Here is a 17248-nt window from a genome sequence, read left to right as displayed (position 1 = left end):
GCGCCTTCCTTTACCCACTCGCGCCCCGGCCGCGCATGCACAATCATCGATGGGGACTGCAAAGCACGCAGCCAACACAACACCGAGGAGACCTGATGCGACGCACGCGCCCGCGCAGGCCGAACGCCTGGCTGCTTCCGGCCTGGAGAAACCGGCGACCGTGCTGGTCGACCGCTGGGGTGTGCCGCATATCTACGCCGGCACGCTTTACGACGTCTTCTAAGTGCAGGGCTTCATGGCGGCACGCGACCGCCTGTGGCAGATCGTGGGGGAGCAAACCGGTTGCAGGGGCCAAGGCTAGCGGTTGGCCGGTTGCCGCAAGCTGGCGCCGCTGGCAAAGGCTCCCCTCTCCCGCGCGCGGGAGAGGGGAGCAAACCAGTCGCAGCAGCCAAGGGCTAGCGCGCCGCGGCCAGCGCTCAGGCGCGGTTGACCACCGGCACCAGCGCGCCTTGCACCGCGCGTGCGGCGTCGGAGGCGAGGAACAGGATCACGTCGGCCATTGCATCCAGCCCGACCCAGCGCGAGGTGTCGGCATCCGGCATGGCCTGGCGGTTCTCGGGCGTGTCGAGGATGCTGGGCAGCACCGCGTTGACGCGGATGCCCTGGTCGCGCAACTCGGCCGACATCGATTCGGTGACACGCGCCAGCGCGTCCTTCGAGGCGCAGTAGGCGCCCATCTGCGCCAGCCCGCGCGCCGCCGAATTGGCGCCCACGTTGACGATGGCCCCGCCGCCTGCGGCCAGCATGTGCGGCACCACCGCGCGCGCCATGTTCAGCACCGTGCCCACGTTCATGTCGAACAGGCGGTTCCAGTCGGCGGCGCTGGTCTCGTGGATGCCCGTGCCCATCGCGAAACCGCCGGCCAGGTTGCACACCACGTCGATGCGCCCGCACGCCTGCACGGCTGCGCCGATGGCCTTGCCGAGGCTGTCCGCATCGAGCAGGTCGGCCTGCAGCGCCAGGTGGCCGCTGCCGACTTCCGGCAATGGTGCGTCGTGACGGTCCAGCAGTACTACGCGCGCGCCTGCCTGCGCGAAGGCGTGCGCGACCGCGCGGCCCAGGTTGCCGCGTGCGCCGGTGACCAGTACGTTCTTGCCGTTGAAGTTCATTTGCGTGCTCCTGCGCCGTGGCGGCGCGCATTGTCGTGATCAGGCTTCGCCCCGCTTTACCATCGTGGCCGGCAGCGAAAAACGCAAGCCAGTCTACGCAACGGCACGCAACATAAGCTTGCGAAAACGCCTCGGGGTAACCCTCGAAACGCACGAGAAGTTGCGCGCGCGGCTTACCGTTTGCGCCGTGCCGGGGTCTGCGCGGGCACAACGCCTGAAGCGGCCGCTTCCTTCGCCGCGGCTTCCTCCAGGAACTGCACCAGCAACTGCGCCGCGGGCGATAGCAGCGAGAAGTCGCGGCAGCAGATCGCAAAGCGCCGCCGCGCCCAGTCGTTGCGCAGCGGGATGACGCGCAGGCCGAAGGCCGTGGCAATGAGCGTGGCGATCTCCGCCGGGATGATGGCGATGCCGAGTTCCGCGCGCACGCAGCGCAGCGCGGCGTCGAAGGTGGACACCACCGCGCGATGCGCCATGCGGCGGCCCAGGATCGCGGCATAGCGCGTCAGCATGATCTGCACCGCGGTCTGCGCCGGCATGGCGATCTGGTCGTAGTCCAGCGTCTCTTCGAACAGGCAGGTATCCGCCCGTGCCAGCGGGTGCCCGGCATGGACCACGGCGGCAAGGTGGTCGGTGCGGTAGGGGCGGGTCTGGAAGCCCTCCAGGTCTGCCGCGTCCCAGCAGATGCCCAGCGGCGCGGTGCCGTCGCGCAGCGCGCGCACCACTTCGCTGCTCAGGCTCTCCTCGATGGTCACGCGCACGTCGCGGTGCGCGGGCAGTTGCATGAAGGCGGCGATGTCGTCCGGCAGCGATTCCGCCATCGTCGACACCGTGGCGAGCAGGCGCACCTGCCCGCGCACGCCGGAGCCGTAGTCGGCCATGTCGCGCGTCACCCGGTCGGCCGCGGCGAGCATCGCGCGCGCATGCGCCAGCACGATCTCGCCGGCGGGCGTGGGGATGACGCCGCGGCGGCGGCGTTCCAGCAGCGTGGCGCCGACGGTCTCTTCCAGTTGCGCCAGGCGCTTGCTGATGGCGGAAGCGACGATGTGTTCCTGCTCGCCCGCGCGCGCCATGTTGCGGGTTTCGCAGACGGCGACGAACAGGCGCAGCGTGGTGAGGTCGAGATCTCGCATGGCGGGGGGCGGCAATGTTTCCGGATTGGAATGTTACGCGCCTCCGCGGATCGATGACATCGCATCCGGGAAATTCCGTAGCATGGCAAGCGGCGCATCCGTGACTTTCCGTTTCGGCATGTTTGGCTGCGTAAATCACCGCTTCAGCTTGACCACAGAAACCCATAGAGTTCTTCCGTCGCCCCCGCCGAGGGACGCCTCAGTCTCCGAGAACCATGACCCACCCCATCCCCCGCCAGGCCGTGATCCGCGAAGTCGGACTGCGCGACGGCCTGCAAAGCATCCGCACCATCCTGCCCACCGCCAGCAAGCTCGCATGGATCCGCGGCGCGCATGCCGCCGGCCTGCGCGAACTGGAAGTTGGGTCGTTCGTTCCCGCGCGCCTGTTGCCGCAGCTGGCCGATACCGCCGAACTGGTCGCGTTCGCGCGCACGCTGCCGGGCCTGTTCACGTCGGTGCTGGTGCCCAACCTGCGCGGCGCGCAGGATGCGCTGGAGTGTGGCGCCGACCTGATGATCGTGCCGCTGTCGGCCAGCCATGCGCACAGCCTTGCCAACCTGCGCAAGACGCCCGATGAGGTGGTCGCCGACGTGGCGCGCATCCGCGCCGCGCGTGATGCCAGCGGCGCGAAGACGCTGATCGAAGGCGGCGTCGGCACGGCATTCGGCTGCACGCTGCAGGGCCATGTCGAGGCCGAGGAAGTGTTGCGGCTGATGCAGGCGCTGCTCGATGCCGGCGCCGACCGCGTCAGCCTGGCCGATACCGTCGGCTATGCCGATCCGGCCATGGTGCGCGCGCTGTTTGCGCGCGCCATCGCCATCGCCGGCGATCGCTTCTGGTGCGGCCATTTCCACGACACGCGCGGGCTCGGGCTGGCCAATGTCTATGCCGCGCTCGAAGCCGGCGTGACCCGTTTCGACGCCTGCCTGGCCGGCATCGGCGGCTGCCCGCATGCGCCCGGCGCCAGCGGCAACGTTGCCACCGAAGACCTCGCCTACCTGCTCGGCAGCATGGGCATCGATACCGGCATCGACATCGGGCGCCTGCTGGCGCTGCGTGAAGACGTGGCCGGCTGGCTGCGCGACGAAACCCTGCACGGCACGCTGTGGCGCGCCGGCCTGCCCAAGACTTTCGCGGCGCAGCGCGTCGCGGCCACCGCTTGAGAACGAGTATGCCCCAAGACAGCAACAGCAACTCCCTGCCGCTCGCCGGCGTCCGCGTGGTCGAATTCACGCACATGGTGATGGGCCCCACCTGCGGCATGATCCTGGCTGACCTCGGCGCCGAGGTGATCAAGGTCGAGCCGCCCGGCGGCGACAAGACCCGCAACCTGCCGGGCCTGGGCATCGGTTTTTTCCGCGCCTTCAACCGTAACAAGAAGAGCGTGGTGCTCGACATCACCACAAGCGAAGGCCGCGCCGCCGCCGCCGAACTGGCGGGCCAGAGCGACATCCTGCTGGAGAACTTCCGTCCCGGCCTGATGCAGAAGCTGGGGCTGGACTACGCCACGCTGTCGCGCGACTACCCGCACCTGATCTACGTCTCGCACAAGGGCTTCCTGCCCGGCCCGTACGAGAACCGGCTGGCGCTCGATGAAGTCGTGCAGATGATGGGCGGCCTGTCGTACATGACCGGCCCGAGCGGCCGGCCGCTGCGCGCCGGCACCTCGGTCAACGACATCATGGGCGGCATGTTCGGCGCGATCGGCGTGCTGGCCGCGCTGCGCGAACGCGACCGCACGGGCAAGGGGCAGGAAATCCAGAGCGCGCTGTTCGAGAACTGCGTGTTCCTGGCCTCGCAGCACATGCAGCAATTCGCGATGACCGGCGAGCCGCCGCCGCCGATGCCGTCGCGCGTGTCGGCGTGGAGCGTGTATGACGTGTTCACGCTGGCGCAGGACGAGCAGCTCTTTATCGGCGCGGTCAGCGACAAGCAGTTCGTCACGCTGTGCCATGTGCTGGAACACCCCGAGCTGATCGACAGGCCGGAATACGCCAGCAACACCTCGCGCGTGGCCGTGCGGCCGCAACTGCTGGAAGAACTGGGCGCGATCCTGCGCCACCGTCGTTCCGCGGAACTGGCGCCGAAGCTCGAAGCGGCCGGCATTCCCTATGCGCCGATCGTGCGCCCGGACCAGCTGCTCGACGATCCGCACCTGCTCGCCAGCGGCGGACTGGTGCCGATGCAGGCCGACGACGGCTCGACCACGCCCACGGTGCTGCTGCCGCTGCTGATGGGCGGCCGCCGCCCCGGCGTGCGCAGCGCGCTGCCCAGGCCCGGTGAGCACAACGAAGAGATCCTGGCGCAGCTCGGCAAGGGCCGCGGCTGAACTGTGCCTGGCCGGCAGCCGCGGCACAGCGGCGCCGGCATCGCCCTACGATAACGATACGGAGACAAATCCATGCAACGTCGCACCCTGCTCAAGTCCGCGCTGGCACTATCCGCCACGCTCGCCGTTACCCTCGTCGCCCCCGGCTTCGAAGCGCTTGCACAAAGCGGGGCGGGCAAGCCCGTGCGCCTGATCCTGCCGATCAGCGCCGGCTCCGGCGTCGACACCATCGCTCGCGCCGCGGGCCCCGCGCTGGGCAAGGCATTCGGCCAGCCGGTGGTGATCGAGAACCTGCCTGGCGCGGGTGGCATCACCGGCGCCGCGGCCGTGGTCAAGGCGCAGCCCGACGGCAGCGCGCTGGGGCTGGTATCGAACAATCACGTGATCAACGCCAGCGTGTTCCGCGCGATGCCGTTCGACGCAATCAAGGACATCACGCCGATCAGCGTGATCGGCACCACGCCGCTGGTGCTGGTGGTCAACCCCAAGGTGCCGGCCAAGAACGTAAAAGAGCTGGTGGCGCTGCTCAAGGCCAGGCCCGATGGCTACAACTATGCCTCGTCGGGCAACGGCACCATCATCCACCTGGCCGGCGAGATGTTCCTGGACGAGGCGGGCGTGACGGCACGCCATGTGCCGTACAAGGGCACCGGCCCGATGGTGAACGACCTGCTTGCCGGGCAGGTGGAAATGGGCGTGGTCGCGCTCAACGCCGTGGCGCCGCACCTGAAGGCGGGCACGCTGCGCGCGATCGGGCTGTGCGGCGACAAGCGCGCCGCCGCCGCGCCGGACATCGCCACCATCGCCGAGCAGGGTTTGCCCCATTACAACGTCGCGGGCTGGTTCGCTGTCATCGGCCCGGCCGGCATGCCGGCGCCGGAAGTCAAGCGCGTGCATGATGCCTTTGCCAGGGCCTTCACGTCGCCCGAAGTGCTGGAAGCGATGAAAAAGCAGGGCACGGTGATCGATCCCGGCACGCCCGAGGCCGCCGCCGCGTTCTTCCGCAGCGAAGCCGCGCGCTATGCCGCGCTGGTGAAGAAGGCCAACGTCAAGGTCGAATAGGCCGGCGACCACACACACGGCACATAAACCGGCAAGCGCCTAGAATGTCCTGATCCCGCCATGCAGGAGCACGACGATGTCAGGCAAGCCCGTCAGGATCCCCGGCCCCGACCATCCCATCACCATCACGCCGACACCGGGCCGCGTGGTGGTCAAGGTGGCGGGGCGCGTTGTCGCCGACAGCACCGCGGCGCTGACGCTGCAGGAAGCCAGCTACGCGCCGGTGCAGTACATCCCGCGCGCCGATGTCGACATGGCGCAGCTCGCGCGCAGCGATCACGCCACCTACTGCCCGTACAAGGGCGACTGCAGCTACTTCTCCATCCCGGCCGCCGGCGAGCGCGGGCGCAATGCGGTGTGGAGCTACGAGACGCCTTACGATGCGGTCGCCGCGATTGCGTCGCATGTGGCCTTCTACCCGGATCGCGTCGACCGCATCGATATCGGCGGTGCGGGCGGCTGAATGTGCCGGCGGCTGGATGCAGTCTGGTCGCGGATCAGCCCTTGCTGAAGATGCTGTAGAAGTCGGGCGCGCCGCTGTCGGGCATGCTCAGGTCGAGCGAGCCTTCGATGTGCTCGAGGTGCTCGGCCATCAGCGCGCTGGCGCGCGCGGCATCCCGCTGCTCGATGGCGTCGATCAGCTGGCGGTGCTCGTGCTCGGCGCATGCGGGCGCGCCGGGCCGGTCGTACAGCGTGATAATCAGGCAGGTGAGCGAGACCATCTCGCGGATCAGCTTTTCCAGGATCGCATTGCCGGCCATCTCGGCCAGCAGGATATGGAATTCACCGGACAGCCGGATCATCGCGGCGCGGTCGCCGCGGGCGCGTGCGTTGTCTTCTTCCATGGCATGGCGGCGCAGGCTGCGGACCTTGGCCGGCGTGGCGCCCAGCGCCAGTTCCGCGGCCAGCGCGGGCTCGACCACGCGGCGGGCCTGGAAGACCTCGCGCGCCTCGTCGACCGTGGGGCTCGACACGAAGGCGCCGCGGTTGGGCACCAGCGTGACCAGCTTTTCATGCGCGAGCCGGGCGAACACCTGCCGGATGCGCGCGCGGCTGGCGCCGGTGACTTCGCACAGGCGTTCTTCCACCAGCTTGGTGCCGGCCAGCAGGCGATGCTCCATGATCGCGGTCAGCAGGCCAAGGTAGATGGCCTCGGTGGCGGAGGCCTCGCCGGCGGCGGACTCGTTGCCGGCAGGCTCCTCCGTGGGGGCTGGAGGAGCGGCCTTGGTTGCGGCCTTGGTTGCGGCTTTGGATGCAGCCCGGCGCGGCGCTTTTGCCGCCGCGCCGGGCGCCGCGTTCTTCGATGTGGTTGCCATATCAGGGGACGGACAGTCGGGGTGTCGCCGGAAGTGGCGACGAAACACGGCTATATCGTACACAAATATGGCGACGTGGACGGCGCGGGGTCAGGCCGTGGCAGCTTCCCTCGCGGCACTGGCAACTGCGGAGGCAGCCGTCGCGGGGCGGAACGGGTGCACCTGCGCCCAGTGCCGCGCGATGTCGACACGGCGGCAGATCCACACCTTGCTGTGGCCCTGCACATAGTCGAGGAAGCGCTGCAGCGCGCGGAAGCGGCCGGGGCGGCCGAGCAGCCGGCAGTGCATGCCGATCGACAGCATCTTGGGGCTGTCCTGTCCTGCGGGATCGCCTTCCTCGTAGAGGACGTCGAACGCATCCTTCAGGTACTGGAAGAACTGCTCGCCGGTGTTGAAGCCCTGCGGCGTGGCAAAGCGCATGTCGTTCGAGTCCAGCGTGTACGGCACTACCAGGTGCGGCTTCTTCTCGCCGCCGGTGACTTCCACCTCGGTCCAGAAGGGCAGGTCGTCGCCGTAGTAGTCGGAGTCGTACAGCAAGCCGCCGTGCTCGACGACAAGCCGGCGCGTGTTGGGGCTGTCGCGGCCGGTGTACCAGCCCAGCGGCAGTTCGCCGGTCAGCTCCTTGATGATCTGCATGCCGATGCGCATATGCTCGCGCTCGGTGGCTTCGTCCATGTTCTGGTAGTGGATCCAGCGCCAGCCGTGGCAGGCGATCTCGTGACCCAGCTCGACGAAGGCGCGCGTCAGCTCCGGATGGCGCTGCAGCGCCATCGACACGCCGAAGATGGTCAGCGGCAGGCCGCGCTGCTCGAACTCGCGCAGGATGCGCCAGACGCCCGCGCGCGAGCCGTATTCATAGATACCCTCCATGCTCATATGGCGGTCGGGGTAGGCCGCGGCGCCGACGATCTCGGAGAGGAACTGCTCGGAGGCGGCGTCGCCGTGCAGCACGCAGTTCTCGCCGCCTTCTTCATAGTTGAGGACGAACTGCACGGCGATGCGCGCGCCGCCCGGCCAGCGGGCGTGGGGCGGCCGGGCGCCGTAGCCGGTCAGGTCGCGGGGATAAGGTGTCTGGAGCATGTTGCGCGATAAGGTAAGAGGTTCTCGAAGCATCAGTTCAGCGTCTCAGTTCAGTGCCTCAGTTCAGCGCATACGGCGCCAGCATGCCGGCATACGCCTTGGGCAACGGCCGCGCCCAGTCGCCGCGCTTGCTGGTGGCCAGCCGCACCGAGACCATCGCCTCGGCCAGCTTGACCGCGCACGTCACGCCGTCGATCACCGGCGCGCCGATGGCGTCGGCGATTTCGTCGCACAGGTCGGTCATGCCGGCGCAGCCGAGCACGATGCATTCGCTGCGGTCTTCCACCAGCGCGCGGCGGCAGGCCTCGGTGATGATGCGGCGCGCGTCCGAGCCGGGGCGCTCCAGGTCGAGCACCGGCAGGTCGCAGGCGCGCACATTGCTGCAGAAGCGCTTCATGCCATAGCGCTCGGCCAGGTGCCAGGCGATATTGCAGGTGCGCGCCAGCGTGGTGACCACGCTGAAGCTGCTGCCGACCATGCTGGCCATGTGCATCGCCGCCTCGGCGATGCCGATCACGGGGCCGCGCGCCACCTCGCGCGCCGCATACAGCCCGGGGTCGCCGAAGCAGGCGATGACGTAGCCGTCGACGCCTTCCTGCTCGCCCGCCAGGATCTCGTCGAGGATGCCGGGCACCGACAGCGCCTCGTCATAGTGGCTCTCGATCGAGGCCGGGCCCATGCGCGGGCTGACCGCGCTGATGCGCGTGCCCTGCTCGGCCACGGCGCGGGCGCACTGGCCGATCTTCTCGGTCATGCTCTCGGTGGTATTGGGGTTGATGATCTTCAGCTTCATGGGTGCGGCTCAGGGATGGATGCTGTCGAAGGAGAGTTGTCGTTCAAGCCTGGCCGGCAGCCGGCGCGGCAAGGTGGCCCGGCATCATGCGCGGTGCCAGCTGGCGGTACAGCACCAGCGCGATGCCCATGCCGATGAACCAGCTGTAGTTGGCCGCAGCCTGCCAGGCCGGCACCACCACGCACAGGATCGGAATGATGGCCGACGGGATCATGGTGGCCACCGCCGCCGGGTTGAAGCCGTTGCGGTACCAGTAGCGGCCGCGCGGGCTCAGCGTGTACAGGTCATCGACTTCCACGTGCTGGCGGCGCACCAGGTAGTAGTCGGCGATCAGGATGCCGAACAGCGGGCCAATGAAGGCGCCCAGCACGTCCAGCGTGTAGTGGATCACCGCCGGGTTGTTGTACAGGTTCCAGGGCGTGATGAAGATCGAGGCGACCGCGGCGATCATGCCGCCCGTGCGCCAGCTGATGTGCTTGGGCGACACGTTGGAGAAGTCGAACGCCGGCGACACGAAGTTGGCGACGATGTTGATGCCGATGGTCGCGGTCATGAAGGTGAACGCGCCCAGCAGCATGGCGAAGGTGCTGTCGATATGGCTCACCGTCTCAACCGGGTCGGTGATCAGCTTGCCGAACACCGGCAGCGTGGCCGAGGTGGTGATCACGGTCAGCAGCGAGAAGCCCAGGAAGTTGACCGGCAGGCCCCAGAAGTTGCCGCGCTTGACCGACTTGAAATCCTTGGCATAGCGCGAGAAGTCGCCGAAGTTCAGCATCGGGCCGGAGAAATACGACACCACCAGCGCGATCGCGCTCAGCATCACCGGCACCGCTTCCCAGCCGGTGTACTTGACGAAGCTCAGCGTGAAGTTGACGTTCTCCCAGCCGGCCTTGTTCACCAGCCAGATCGCCAGCGCGATCATCACCACGTACACCGCGGGGCCGGCCCAGTCGATGAACTTGCGGATGGTCTCCATGCCGGTCCAGAACACCAGCGCCTGCAGGAACCACAGCACCATGAACGACGCCCAGCCCAGCGTGGACAGCCCGGCGAAACCATGCAGCTTGAGGTCCGCGTACGGCGCCAGCGCCGGGAAGAAGTGCAGCGCCAGCACCAGGAACGCGCTGGATGCCAGGTAGGTCTGGATGCCGTACCACGCCACCGCGATCAGCCCGCGGATGATCGCCGGGATATTGGCGCCCAGCACGCCGAACGAAGCCCGGCAGATCACCGGGTAAGGCGTGCCGGTCACCTGGCTCGGCTTGGCCACCAGGTTGCAGAAGAATTGCACGATCACGATCCCGACCAGCAGCGACACCAGCACCTGCCAGCTGGTCAGTCCCAGCGCGAACAGGCTGCCGGCGGTGATATAGCCGCCCACGCTGTGCACGTCGGACATCCAGAAGGCAAAGATGTTGTAGGTGCCCCAGGTCTGCTTGCGCAGCGGCGCCAGGTCCTCGTTGGTCAGCCGTTCGTCGTAGGTGGGCTTGATCAGGGCATTGCCATGTGTGGCATGCCCTGCCTGCGGCGCGCCGGCGGTCGCGTCTGGCGTTACGGTCGTTTGCATCATCTGAGTCTCCTGGCAGATGGTTGTCTTGACGATAGGCGAACGTGCGGCCGTCTGGCTCTTTTGTGCGCCGTGGGATTGCTTGCTGTGCTGTCTACTAAATTGTCTACAAAATCTGTTTAGTGTGTAGACGATGTTGTAGATCACGGTTTGATGATTGTCAACATTCGTTTTCCCGAAAGAGCGAGGTGGGTAGACGTGCTGGCCGGTAGGCGGAGGGAAGCTGCAATATGCGGAACAGGGCACATGAATGCCGTCCCGGCGAGCGGCGTCTTACCGCAGATAAAAGACACGTGGCAGGGGATAGCCGCGGCTGCCGTATTGGATCGGGCGCAGTGCATGGCAAGGTAAGATCCCGACCCGATCACTTGCGCGCCGTTGAACCAGGCGGCCAGTTGCGGCAGCACGGCATCTAGCCAGCCTTGGGGCAATAGCAGTTTGTTTGCCACCCGCCTGTACCGCCTAAACGTGAATGTGAACATCAGAATTTTTTCGTCGCTGATCGCCATGCTTGCGCTCCATGCCACCGCGGCGCAGGCAGCGCCGCCCGGCATGCAATGCGATCGCGCCGCGAGCACGACAGAGATCGCGATTTGCGCCGATGCAGACTTGCTCAGGCTGGATACCCAGCTCTCTGCCGTGTACGGCAAGCTCGCCGGCGCCCAACCCCAGCAGCATGCGCGATTACGGCAGGCCCAGCTCGCGTGGCTGAAGGCACGGGATCAATGTGGCTCGGACACGCACTGCAGCAGCGCACGATACGAAGAGCGGATCGCCGCGCTGCAGGCGCAACTGCGGAAAGCAATTGCCTACAAGCCGGACAGCGTGGATCTGCAGGCGATTGAGGACCTGCGCCAAGCCGTGGAAGCCGCGCGCAAGACAGATCCGGTATTCCCGCTCGAAAGGGCCATCGATGCGATCCGCATCAAGACGGGCATGACGAAGTTCGCCAACGTGAATGACAAGAAGCAGCCGTACACCGGCGCGAAGTTCCCGACGGTGCGTCCCGCCGGCGTTAGCCGCGATGAATGGCGCGCGTTGCAGGCATCGCGCATCGATGGCGGCGGCGAGAATGGCGTTGCGTCTTACACGCTAATGGATGTCGACGGGGACGGCCGGCGCGACCTCTTTATCGACAGCTATTCCGGGGGAACCGGTCTGTTCTCGTTCGTGAGCGCGCTGCACCGGGAGGGCGGTAAATTCGTCGACGAACTGGAGGGCGACGGACACCTTTACCTGATCAATGGCCGCGGCGCCAATCAGGCAGCTGACTTGATCAAGCTACGCGGACGCGTTTATGTAGCGTACCGGAACAGCTACTACGGGGTGGACAACATTTATTTGCTGAGACCGCTGACTGTCGTTGGCGAAGTGCCCAGGCTGGCCGTGCACTACCGCTATCGGTTATCCGTCCCCAAGGTTCAGAAGGACGAGGGGAAGGGTACGGTGACGAGGCTGGACAGCGCCTTGCATGCGGCCATCACGAGAGCGCTTGCTCAAGTGAGCAGCGAAGTCGCTCGTGATGCAGGCCTGCAGGACAAACCCTTGTGCCCTGTCCCCGACACAGTCAAGGACGACGACCGCGATGCCTACTACAGCTACGGCGCGGGCCACTACGCCTATGAAATCGTGAGGGATATGCCGGTCTGGGTTGGCGGCCAATGCTTTATCGGGCGCCTGATCGACTGGTTCGGCGGCTATTCACGCAAGGATGGTCTGTTCGCGCAACTCCGGGTGCGCAGCCTGAAGGGCGATGATGAGCAGACGTATGCCGTCCACGGCTTGCGCACCGCCATCGCAGGCGGGATCAAGACATCGGTAGGCAAGGTCGGAGGCGACAACGGCATGTAGCCTGCCTCTCGCCTCCCCTTTTTTGGCTTGTCAGGAGCACCGCTGCCCTCCCGCACTCGGGAGAGGGCAGCCAAGCCTCACTCAATAAGCAATCCTCGCCGTCAGGCTCACGCTGCGCGGATCGCCCGGCTGCAGGTAGTTTTCATACTGGTAGCCCCAGTAGCGCTTGTTGGTCAGGTTGTTCAGCGCCGCGCGCAGCGTCAGGTCCTTGCCGTACACGCGGGTGTTGTAGGTGGCGCCGAGGTTGAATACGGTATAGCCGCCCGCGTCCAGCGTATTGGTTGCGTTGACCTTGATATTGCCGGTGTACTTGCCGTCGACGCCAACCCGCAGGCCCGGCACGTACGGCACGAGGTAGCTGATGCGGCCTGCCAGCACCAGTTCGGGCGCGCCGGCGACGCGGTTGTCGAGGTTGGCGTTGCCCTTGTCGTAGTAGGTGTCGAGGTACATCGCGCTGCCGCCGAATTCCCACTGCGAACCCAGGCGGTACACGCCGGCCAGTTCCACGCCCTGGTAGATCGAGGAGCCGTCCTGCACCCGCGTCGGCACGCCGTTGCTGACGCTGTCGTATTCCGCGCCGCGCTCGATGCGGAACAGCGCGGCGGTGGCGCTCCACTTCTGCTGGTCGGCCTTGACGCCGAGCTCATACTGCTTGCTGCGGATCGGGCTGAGCAGCTGGCGCGCGTTGGTGTAGCCGTCCGGCACGATCGAGCCCGGCTCCAGCGCTTCCACATAGCTGGCATACACCGTGGCCGCCGGCACCGGCTTGAACATCAGCGCCAGCGTGGGCGTGACCACGCCGTTCTTGGTGTAGTTGGTAGCCGCCGGCACGTAGCCGTTCTGCTCGAAATTGGTCACGCGCAGGCCGGCCAGCACCGACCAGCGCTCGCTCAGCTGCACGGTATCGCTGGCAAAGATCGACTTCTGCGTGATGTCGCTGTTGCGGACCTTGTTGAAGGCGGTCGAGCTGAAGTATGTGTTGGTATTCGGCTCGAAGATATTGCCGGTGCCGATCGTGCCGGCAAAGCCGTTGTTGTCATAGCGGTCGATCTGCTTCTGCCACGACAGCCCTGCCACCAGCTGGTGGCCGAACGGGCCGGTGCGGAACTTGCCTTCGAGCATCGCCTGCCAATAGCCCACCTGCTGGTTCTGCGCGGTGTCGTAGCGCGTATCGGTGTAGTCGCCGGCCTGGTTGATCATGCCGTACAGGCTTTCGTTGCGGCTGCGGTTGACCTTGCTGAAGCTGTAGTTGGTGCTGACCGCCCAGTCCGGGTTGACCTGGTAGCGCAGGCCCGTGGTGTAGAGCTGCAGGTTGGTGTTCAGGTGCTGGTCGCTGCCGGCGAAGTTGCGGATGCGGCCGGACACCGCGGCGGGCAGCGCCGGGTCGGTGTAGGTCCAGAAGCTGAACGACGGCATCTGCCCGGTGGTGCGGCGATCATGGTAGATCGAGTCGAAGGTCCAGGTCAGGTCTTTGGTCAGGCGCGCGTCCAGGCCCAGCGATACGGTGTCGCGGTTCACATTGCGCGCGTTGTACGGCGTGCCTTCCTCGTGCGTGTAGTTGAGCCGGTAGCCGAACATGTTGTCCGGGCCCGCGCGGCCGCCGAGGTCGATGTGCTCGCTCCACACGTTGGCGGCGCGATAGCCCAGCTCGAACGAAGCGGTAAAGGTGTCGGTCGGCTTCTTGGTGACGTAGTTGACGATGCCTCCGGGCGTGCCGAAGCCGTACATGAAGCCCGGCAGGCCCTTGAGCAGTTCCACCTGCTCCATGTGCTCGTACGGCAGCGTGATGCCGTACGCGACAAACGGCAGACCGTTGATCTTGAAGCCGTTCTGCCAGTCCACCTGCAGGCCGCGCACGGTCAGGTAGCTGGACCAGCTGTTGTAGGCGTTGCTGTTGTCGGTGACCGAGGCATCCATGGCAAACACGTCGCCGAGCTTGCTGACCTGGCGGTCGGCCAGGTCCTCGCCGGTGACGATGGTCGTGGAATACGGCGTGTCGAGCTGCGTGCGCGAGCCCAGGGCCCCGGTGCTGGCTTTTTTCTGAAGCTGCAGGCCTGCGTCATCGACGGCGGTGGCGCTGACCGTCACGGCGGGCAGCGATTGCGTCTCGGCACCCGCCGCTGCCTCCTGCGCCAGCGCGGCTGCCGCCGGGAAGCCAGTGAGGACGGCCACATGCGCCAGTACGGCGAGATGGCGAGGCTTGGGTGCGCGCAGGCGGGTGGCGCGGGTGTCGGCGTGGTTCATGCTTGGCGGTAAGACAGGCAGGCCTGTATGTAAATGTAGATACAAATGCGAATAATTCGCATTTAAGAAAAGTCGGAATGATGGGCATGTGCAGAGGCGGCGTCAAGGCGGAACGCCTGGGGTGTTGTGGTGAAAGCAACGGTGGGAACGTTCCGTGCAGCGAGGCGATCGCCACGTAACGTGCGGCCGGGCCGCGACGGAACGTAGCAAGGCTGCCAACGTAGCCCAATTGAGGTGAGCCCGTCCGGGCTGGATTTCTCTGAAAACCGGCCGCCCAACAAGTAATTGCTCGCCCACTTTGTTATTGTCCGCAGGAGCCTGCCATGCCCGCCTCGACTTTCGTTCGCGCCCGGATCGATCAGCAAATCAAGGAAGAGGCCGCGGCCGTGCTGGAAGCAATGGGTTTGACCGTTTCCGACGCCATCCGCATGCTGTTGACCCGCATCGCGCTGGAGCAGGCTTTGCCTTCGGGGCTGATAACTCCGAACCCTGCAACCATTGCCGCGCTGAAAGAAGCGCGGACCGGCGGCCTGCGCAAATTCGGGTCCGTGGCGGCGTTGATGGCGGATCTCAACGATGAGGATGATTGAACTGACGAGCCAGTTCAGACGAGACTACAAACGCGAATTGAAAGGCCCATACCGGTCGGCGTTGCGGGACTGCCGGGACTGCCACGTCAGGCCGGATCTCCTGCTGATTTATCGGAAACCGGACGCCGTGACTCTTCAGTGGATCCGGCTGGGCTCGCACAGCGAACCGGGCTTTTGATGGCAGATGGCCAAGCCCGGCTACAACGGCTTCTGAATCCCCTCATAAACCCTGTCCAGCTCCCCCAGCCGCTCGTTGTACCGCTGCTTCAGGCATTCGACATTGCGCCCGCACTGGCGCCGCTGCCTGAGCCAGGCGCGCTGCTCGTCCTGCATGGTGCCGCGCACGCCCATGGCGAACAGGCCGCTGAGCAGCTTGTACTTGGTGGCCAGTTCCACGTCCTTGTCGTTGAGCGAGCGGTTTGCACAGATGGCGATCTCATCGGACAGGCGCGCCTTGCCGCAGTCGAAGCTGGCGGCGCCGGCGGCCGGCGCGGCAAGGGCGCCCAGCAGGGCCAGGAAGAATAGACGGTGGCGCTTACGCATCGGGCTGTCCTCGGGCAGGGGCTGGCGTCGGTAAAAAAAAGCGCGCGGCGCTTTCGCGCCGCGCGCCTGCCTCAAGCATAGCGTGCGGATGGGGCGTCTATTCGGCCGGCACCGGGGCCGCGCCGCGCGTAGCGACGCCGTCGCCGCCGACCGGCAGCGCGGGGAATTCCATCTCGGCATAGCGCACGAAGCGGGTCTTGTGCACGATGCGATAGCCCGCCCAGATCGCCAGGAAGATCGGGATGCCGATGTAGGTGGCGGCCACACCGACCCAGTCGATCTTGCCGCTGGTGAAGGCCTGGTAGTTCTGGCCGAGCGTGACGATCAGGCACAGCACGAAGGCGAAGATCGGCCCGTAGGGAAAGAACGGCGAGCGGTAGGGCAGGCGCGACAGGTCATGGCCCTGCGCGACAAAGCCCTTGCGAAAGCGGTAGTGGCTGACCGCGATGCCCAGCCACGCAATGAAGCCGGTCATGCCCGACAGGTTCAGCAGCCACAGGTACACGGACTTGCTTTCGAACAGCGAGGTGAGGAAGCACAGCGCGCCCACCGCGGTGGTTGCCAGCAGCGCCACCAGCGGCACGCCGTTGCGCGTCAGCCGCGCGAACATGCGCGGCGCGCGCCCTTCGGTGGCCAGGTTGTAGAGCATGCGGGTCGATGCGTACATGCCGGAATTGCCGGCCGACAGCACCGCGGTCAGGATCACCGCGTTCATCACGCCGGCGGCAAAGGCCAGGCCGGCATGGCGGAACACCAGCGTGAACGGGCTCACGCCCACGGTCTGCACGTCGCTCTTGAGCAGGCTGGGGTCGGTGTACGGGATCAGGATGCCGATGATCAGGATCGCCAGCACATAGAACAGCAGGATGCGCCAGAACACCTGCCGCACCGCGCGCGGGATGTTCTTCGCCGGGTCGGCCGATTCGCCGGCGGCGATGCCGATCAGCTCGGTGCCCTGGAACGAGAAGCCGGCGATCATGGCCACCCCGATCAGCGCCGGCAGCCCGCCGACGAAGGGCGCATCGCCGAGGGTCAGGTTGGCCAGCCCGTGAGAGGCCGGCATGTCGCCGCGCAGGATGCCGAAGATCATCAGCGTGCCGATGCCGATAAAGGCGATCACCGTCACCACCTTGACCAGCGCGCACCAGTACTCGGCCTCGCTGAAGCCGCGCACCGAGATGGCATTGAGCGCGAACATCAGCCCGAGGAACAGCGCGCTCCACAGCACGCCGGGCGTGTCGGGGAACCAGTACAGCATCACCAGCTGTGCCGCGGCCAGTTCCACCGCAATGGTCACCGCCCAGTTGTACCAGTAGTTCCACCCCAGCGCGAAGCCGAAGCCTTCGTCGACGTAGCGCGCGCCGTAGGTGGCGAACGATCCCGATACCGGCATGTACGCAGCCAGTTCGCCCAGACTCGTCATCAGGAAATACACCATCGCGCCGATCAGGATGTAGGCGGCCAGCGCGCCGCCCGGCCCGGCCTGCGCGATGGTGGCGCCCGACGCCACGAACAGCCCCGTGCCGATCGAGCCGCCGATGGCGATCATGGTGAGATGGCGGGCGCGCAGCGTGCGGCGCAGCGTGGGCGCCGGAGCGCCGGAAGTGGAAGGTTGGCTGGACATCGGGATTCGG

Annotated in this window: 18 protein-coding genes; 8 read left to right on the top strand and 10 right to left on the bottom strand. The window is 66.5% G+C overall.

The genetic code is table 11. From position 1 onward, the window contains the following. The first annotated feature begins 49 nt into the window (after window positions 1-49). Window positions 50-223 carry a hypothetical protein gene (locus JTE92_RS30695; RefSeq protein WP_157096914.1) on the top strand — a complete coding sequence of 58 codons (174 nt, stop codon included), beginning with the start codon at window positions 50-52 and terminating at the stop codon, window positions 221-223. 193 nt (window positions 224-416) lie between these two features. Here the strand turns inward: JTE92_RS30695 and JTE92_RS11895 are convergent, their stop codons facing one another. After that, window positions 417-1109 carry an SDR family NAD(P)-dependent oxidoreductase gene (locus JTE92_RS11895; protein ID WP_063237565.1) on the bottom strand — a complete coding sequence of 231 codons (693 nt, stop codon included), beginning with the start codon at window positions 1107-1109 and terminating at the stop codon, window positions 417-419. 173 nt (window positions 1110-1282) lie between these two features. Next, window positions 1283-2239, bottom strand: coding sequence for a LysR family transcriptional regulator (locus tag JTE92_RS11890; RefSeq protein ID WP_063237564.1), 957 nt, complete (start codon window positions 2237-2239; stop codon window positions 1283-1285). Between the two features lie 215 nt (window positions 2240-2454). Between JTE92_RS11890 and JTE92_RS11885 the strand changes: the two genes are divergently transcribed. The 4 genes from JTE92_RS11885 to JTE92_RS11870 all read left to right on the top strand — a co-directional run bounded on the left by JTE92_RS11885 (window position 2455) and on the right by JTE92_RS11870 (window position 6093). After that, entirely contained in the window at window positions 2455-3402 is a 948-nt protein-coding gene (locus JTE92_RS11885) for a hydroxymethylglutaryl-CoA lyase (RefSeq protein ID WP_063237563.1), read from the top strand. Window positions 3403-3410: 8 nt separating this feature from the next. Next, window positions 3411-4568: a CaiB/BaiF CoA transferase family protein gene (locus JTE92_RS11880; RefSeq protein ID WP_063237562.1), complete on the top strand. Its 1158-nt coding sequence runs from the start codon at window positions 3411-3413 to the stop codon at window positions 4566-4568. A 72-nt stretch (window positions 4569-4640) separates the two neighbouring features. Next, window positions 4641-5630, top strand: coding sequence for a Bug family tripartite tricarboxylate transporter substrate binding protein (locus JTE92_RS11875; RefSeq protein WP_063237561.1), 990 nt, complete (start codon window positions 4641-4643; stop codon window positions 5628-5630). 76 nt (window positions 5631-5706) lie between these two features. After that, window positions 5707-6093: a DUF427 domain-containing protein gene (locus JTE92_RS11870; RefSeq protein WP_063237560.1), complete on the top strand. Its 387-nt coding sequence runs from the start codon at window positions 5707-5709 to the stop codon at window positions 6091-6093. Between the two features lie 34 nt (window positions 6094-6127). On the opposite strand, the gene JTE92_RS11865 is transcribed toward JTE92_RS11870, so the two are convergent. The 5 genes from JTE92_RS11865 to JTE92_RS11845 form a co-directional block, all read right to left on the bottom strand. Next, window positions 6128-6946 (bottom strand): GntR family transcriptional regulator, encoded by an 819-nt coding sequence (locus tag JTE92_RS11865; protein ID WP_063237559.1) that lies wholly within the window; start codon window positions 6944-6946, stop codon window positions 6128-6130. A gap of 90 nt (window positions 6947-7036) precedes the next feature. Further along, window positions 7037-8026, bottom strand: a complete 990-nt coding sequence (puuE, locus tag JTE92_RS11860) for an allantoinase PuuE (RefSeq protein WP_063237558.1) — start codon at window positions 8024-8026, stop codon at window positions 7037-7039. Window positions 8027-8084: 58 nt separating this feature from the next. After that, entirely contained in the window at window positions 8085-8819 is a 735-nt protein-coding gene (locus JTE92_RS11855) for an aspartate/glutamate racemase family protein (protein WP_029045211.1), read from the bottom strand. Between the two features lie 43 nt (window positions 8820-8862). Next, the gene (locus JTE92_RS11850) at window positions 8863-10389 is read right to left on the bottom strand and encodes an NCS1 family nucleobase:cation symporter-1 (RefSeq protein ID WP_063237557.1); all 1527 of its coding nucleotides are present in this window, start codon (window positions 10387-10389) and stop codon (window positions 8863-8865) included. Between the two features lie 140 nt (window positions 10390-10529). After that, the gene (locus JTE92_RS11845) at window positions 10530-10895 is read right to left on the bottom strand and encodes a hypothetical protein (RefSeq protein ID WP_147318596.1); all 366 of its coding nucleotides are present in this window, start codon (window positions 10893-10895) and stop codon (window positions 10530-10532) included. Here JTE92_RS11845 and JTE92_RS11840 point away from each other — a divergent pair. Further along, window positions 10894-12237 (top strand): lysozyme inhibitor LprI family protein, encoded by a 1344-nt coding sequence (locus tag JTE92_RS11840; RefSeq protein WP_063237577.1) that lies wholly within the window; start codon window positions 10894-10896, stop codon window positions 12235-12237. The two genes, JTE92_RS11845 and JTE92_RS11840, sit on opposite strands and share 2 nt — an antisense overlap. Before the next feature lie 81 nt (window positions 12238-12318). On the opposite strand, the gene JTE92_RS11835 is transcribed toward JTE92_RS11840, so the two are convergent. After that, window positions 12319-14481, bottom strand: a complete 2163-nt coding sequence (locus JTE92_RS11835) for a TonB-dependent siderophore receptor (protein WP_063237556.1) — start codon at window positions 14479-14481, stop codon at window positions 12319-12321. Window positions 14482-14804: 323 nt separating this feature from the next. Here JTE92_RS11835 and JTE92_RS11830 point away from each other — a divergent pair, with 323 nt between their 5' ends. Both JTE92_RS11830 and JTE92_RS11825 read left to right on the top strand, forming a co-directional pair. Continuing rightward, entirely contained in the window at window positions 14805-15071 is a 267-nt protein-coding gene (locus tag JTE92_RS11830) for a type II toxin-antitoxin system RelB/DinJ family antitoxin (RefSeq protein WP_063237555.1), read from the top strand. Further along, window positions 15058-15249, top strand: a complete 192-nt coding sequence (locus JTE92_RS11825) for a type II toxin-antitoxin system mRNA interferase toxin, RelE/StbE family (protein ID WP_084254463.1) — start codon at window positions 15058-15060, stop codon at window positions 15247-15249. The genes JTE92_RS11830 and JTE92_RS11825 overlap by 14 nt, the downstream gene beginning before the upstream one ends. A gap of 20 nt (window positions 15250-15269) precedes the next feature. On the opposite strand, the gene JTE92_RS11820 is transcribed toward JTE92_RS11825, so the two are convergent. Beyond that, window positions 15270-15614 carry a lysozyme inhibitor LprI family protein gene (locus JTE92_RS11820; protein WP_063237554.1) on the bottom strand — a complete coding sequence of 115 codons (345 nt, stop codon included), beginning with the start codon at window positions 15612-15614 and terminating at the stop codon, window positions 15270-15272. Between the two features lie 97 nt (window positions 15615-15711). Beyond that, window positions 15712-17238, bottom strand: coding sequence for an amino acid permease (locus JTE92_RS11815; protein ID WP_063237553.1), 1527 nt, complete (start codon window positions 17236-17238; stop codon window positions 15712-15714). Window positions 17239-17248: the final 10 nt, after the last annotated feature.

Origin of the sequence: Cupriavidus oxalaticus (assembly GCF_016894385.1) — a bacterium.
Lineage (GTDB): Bacteria > Pseudomonadota > Gammaproteobacteria > Burkholderiales > Burkholderiaceae > Cupriavidus > Cupriavidus oxalaticus.
This window is presented reverse-complemented; position numbering and strand designations above follow the sequence as displayed.